The sequence below is a fragment of the Actinacidiphila sp. bgisy167 genome, from assembly GCF_057707665.1.
On record NZ_JBYIQP010000171.1, the window covers coordinates 1 to 3,641 of the forward strand.

3 protein-coding genes are annotated in these 3,641 nt (G+C 67.8%); all 3 read right to left on the reverse strand.

What is annotated here, in order from left to right:
• Positions 1 to 208 (reverse strand): hypothetical protein (locus AC3ET4_RS30470; RefSeq protein WP_431955153.1); only part of this gene is annotated, 208 nt, incomplete at its 3' end.
• A gap of 44 nt (positions 209 to 252) precedes the next feature.
• Positions 253 to 2,877, reverse strand: coding sequence for a GmrSD restriction endonuclease domain-containing protein (locus AC3ET4_RS30475; RefSeq protein ID WP_431955155.1), 2,625 nt, complete (start codon positions 2,875 to 2,877; stop codon positions 253 to 255).
• A gap of 78 nt (positions 2,878 to 2,955) precedes the next feature.
• The coding region (locus AC3ET4_RS30480; RefSeq protein ID WP_431955157.1) for a hypothetical protein at positions 2,956 to 3,641 on the reverse strand (686 nt) is incomplete at its 5' end.

Here is a 3,641-nt window from a genome sequence, read left to right on the forward strand (position 1 = left end):
CTAGCGCCTCGCGGCCGCTGCCCACGCAATGGCCATCCGCATCGAACGCCGCGAAGAGGATCGCACCGTCCTGCTTTTCGACGACCTGCTCACCACCGGCCAGCAGATGCAAGCCGTCGCCTGCCTGCTGCGCGAAGCGTTCGCGGCTGAGGTAAGGGGCCTCGTCCTCGCTCGCGCCCCTTGGCGAGGGAGGACCGTCATGGGGCACTCTTCGACTCATGACGATCGACCGGTGCCTCCTGAATTCCTGTCTCAGTCCGTATCCCGACTCTCCCAGCGGTCCCGGAACCACGTCAGAGTCTCCACGAGCAGCTCACGGTTGCGGTCCTTCTCCAGAACGGACAGCCGGAAGCTGGGGTCCGGTCCCTGGCCCGGTTTTCTCATCTGGAGGTCGACCCCTTCAAGTTCGTTGAGGTGCCTGAGGAGTTCGGAACACAGGACGCGGTCGGTGAACGGCTCCTGTGCGGCCAGGTATTGGAAGCCGACATACGCGTTGCCGCCCAGGCCGCAGCCCGGGGTGAGGCTTAGCGGTGAGATCCCGCTGCCCGGGGCGCCCGACTCACCCAGGGTGAGGAACGCGCCGGTAGCGTTGTCGCCTCCGACCACGTTGATCGAGCCGCCGAGTTCTTCCCAGCGGGCAAAGAGGGCGCGCACTGCCTCCACCGTCTCGCGGGAATTGTCCTCCGCGAGCTGACGGAAGAACCGCCTCTCGGGGGAGTTCTCCGCCACGAGCTGACGGTAGAACCGGTCGGCGCGCGTCTCCTCATCCTGGCTCTCTGGGGTGCGCTGCGCGGTGTCCTCCTTGCCGACGGCCTGGTCGTCGTCGGCTCCGCCGACCAGCAGGGCGAGGTCGTCGACGGAGAGGCGCTGGGCTGGATCGGCGGCACCGTTGGCCGTGAAGCGGATGCCGTCGGCGGTCAGCCGGGCGTGAACATCGCCTCCCTGGTCCTGAGGCGTCCAGCGGAAGCCGTCGGAGACCTTGCCTTCGGAGGTGAGTACGCGGTACGCGTTGGCCACCCTCGGCGTCTTGGCCAGATGGCTGCCCACGGCCTGGGCTCCGGAGCCGATGAACGCTGCGAGATCGCCGTACGACGTCCAGGTTCCGTGGGGGAGCGCGGCGAGCACCTGGTGAGCCAGGTGCCAGTCCCGGCTCCGCTCCGCACGGCCGACTCCGCGCAGCGGGGCCGGCCACAGCGCGATCGCACGGTCGGCGAGTTCGTCGGCGCGGGCGCGGATCTCCTTCACACCCCAGCGTTCGGTCGCGGCGATGCGGCGGTTCATCTCCAGGTGGCTGCCTCGCAGCAGGTCCTGCTTGCGCTCGAAGGGGTGGTTCGACAGCTGTGAGTTGACCGCGGTGAGCGTCAGGTTTCCGAGCGTGTGCTGCAACCGGGAGTGTAGATCCTCCGCCAGCTCTCCGCTGGCCGCGTCCTCATCCAGCATTCGGAGCCACTCGTCGCCGGGTGACTGCGGCATGACGTGCTCGATGGTGAGCTGCGCGGCGGCGAAGTCCACCGGCTCGGGGTGCCCGTAGCTCTCCTCCAGTCGTTGCAGCACCATCTTGCGCTGCTGCGAGCGTCCGAACTGGTAGAAAGGCGCCTTCTGGATCTTCTCTCGCAGCTCCTCGTCGTTGGGCCAGAACCGGTTGTCGGCGGAGAGTAGCTGGTGCAGCCCGTCGGCGACGGGCACGTCGAGCGGCAGCTGCCCGGGCACGGCCTGGAAGATCCTGCTGAGGTTGTTCGTCGGCACCCGACACATCATCCGGCGCACCAGGAAACTCTCGATGTACGACATCGCGCGGGCCGTGTCCGAGGAGTCGAGCCCCCCAAGCTCACGACGGTCGAGCAGCAGCATCAGCGCGGGGTAGGTCACCTGGGCCTGCCAGGCGTCCAGGCGGCGCAGGTGGGCGCGGACCGACGCGTTCGGTTCCTCCTCGGGATGGAGCAGCCGACGGAAAATACCGGCACGGCGGTGCAGCTCCCTGATGTAAGCCTCGATTGCCTCCTCGCTCGCCGCGCCGCGCTCGAAACGCTGCTGCTGAGCCGCGTACAGGTCCTGGCGGCGCACCCGGTCGTCCCCGTCGAGGACCAGCTGAAGCCACATGAGCTGTTCCAGCTCTTCGTTGCTCAGGCTGTCCTGCAGCGGCAGCCAGTAGGTCTCGTAGACCTGCTCACCGCGGGTGTGCAGCTTCATGAACAGGTAGTTGCGCAGGAGGTCTGCCTGGCTGAGCTTGAGCCCGGTGTTGTTGAGGGATTCGAAGATTCGATGCACATTGTCACCACGCTCGGCGGTCACCGCGACCAGCGTCAGCCGTGAAGTGATGGCCCTCTCGATGCGGAACACGTCCTGTGGGGCGACCGGATCAGCGGCCTCGACCAATTTGCGGCGGAAGAAGCCGTAGGCAGTGGCGACCGCTCCGCCCGCGGCCTTTTCCGAGAACGGTCCGCGAACGTACGCGGCGAACTGCGCACGGTCAGCCTGAGTCGGCAGCAGTCGGAGGTGGTCGTTTCCGCTCTTGCGCTTGTTGATGAGGTAGTCCTCGTTGATGCGTTCGGCCGCGTCAGGTTCGGCTTCGGCTATGTGGTCGCGGATCGCGGCAAGGGCTAGCGAGAGCGTGGTCAGCCGCTGCTGTCCGTCGACGACGAGCCATCGGGGAAACGTCGCCTCGTTCTGCGGTGACGGAGCGAGCACCACGGACCCCAGGAAGTGCGTGCTTGCGTTCTCTCTTGACTCCAGCAGCTCGGCCTGCTCCAGGATGTCGGTCCACAGCTGTCTCAGCTGCTTCTCCGCCCATGAATAGGTCCGCTGATAGAGCGGCACCTGGAACTGCTGTGCTCTGCCCTGGACGAGATCGGCGAACAGCGTCTCCCTCACCTGCATGGCGTCCCCCTCGGTGATCGGTCCGGTCGTGGCGCGTGGGAACGACCATAGGGCCTGTTCCTGACAGTCAGGGGCGCTTCAGCCCTCGTCGAGGCACGCACACCACAGCGCGTAGGCCTGGTCCATCTCGTCGAGTGCCGCCCAGGTGAACCGGGCATCGACGAAGGCTCGGTCGACGATTCGTTCTGCGAGTGCGACCAGGTGCCCCGCGACGTGCTCCACCCGCTCCCTGCGCACCCGGTCCTGAACCCGCTCCAGGTGTTCCTGACGCTCCCACAGGTCGGCGAGGCTCGTTCCCGGCTTCTCCCCGTCGTCGTAGATGGACGGCACGCGGGGCAGCAGGTCGGCGGTGAGAGCAGGGACGGAGTCGAGGGCGGCCGGCTCGTCCGGCCCGTCGTTGCCGAGGATGCGGTTGGCTATGGTACGGACGGCCTCGGAACGCTCGACGCGCGCCGCCTGGGCCCGCAGGGCGCCGAGCAGCGTCGGGATCTCCGTCCGGGCCCGGCGGCCCAGGCTGTCCGCGAGCGCGGTCGTAAGGTCATCGCCCAGGCGCGAGGCCTCGTCCAGCACGTCGTTCGCCGCGCCGACCTCCTCGAAGGCGCGCTGCGCGGTGCGGGCCGCCTCGGTGAGGAGGGCGATGTCCTCGGCGGTCGGCTTCACACCTGCCCTCAGCCGGGTCACGGCCGCGTCCAGCGGGTCACCAGCCAGATCGAAGAGGTCCACGCAGTTGTCTCCCAAGTCGAGTTGGCCGTCCGCATCCCGGT

Coding starts and splice junctions, on each gene's coding strand:
- AC3ET4_RS30475 (WP_431955155.1), bottom strand. CDS start 2,877: ATGCAGGTGAGGGAGACGCTGTTCGCCGATCTCGTCCAGGGCAGAGCA.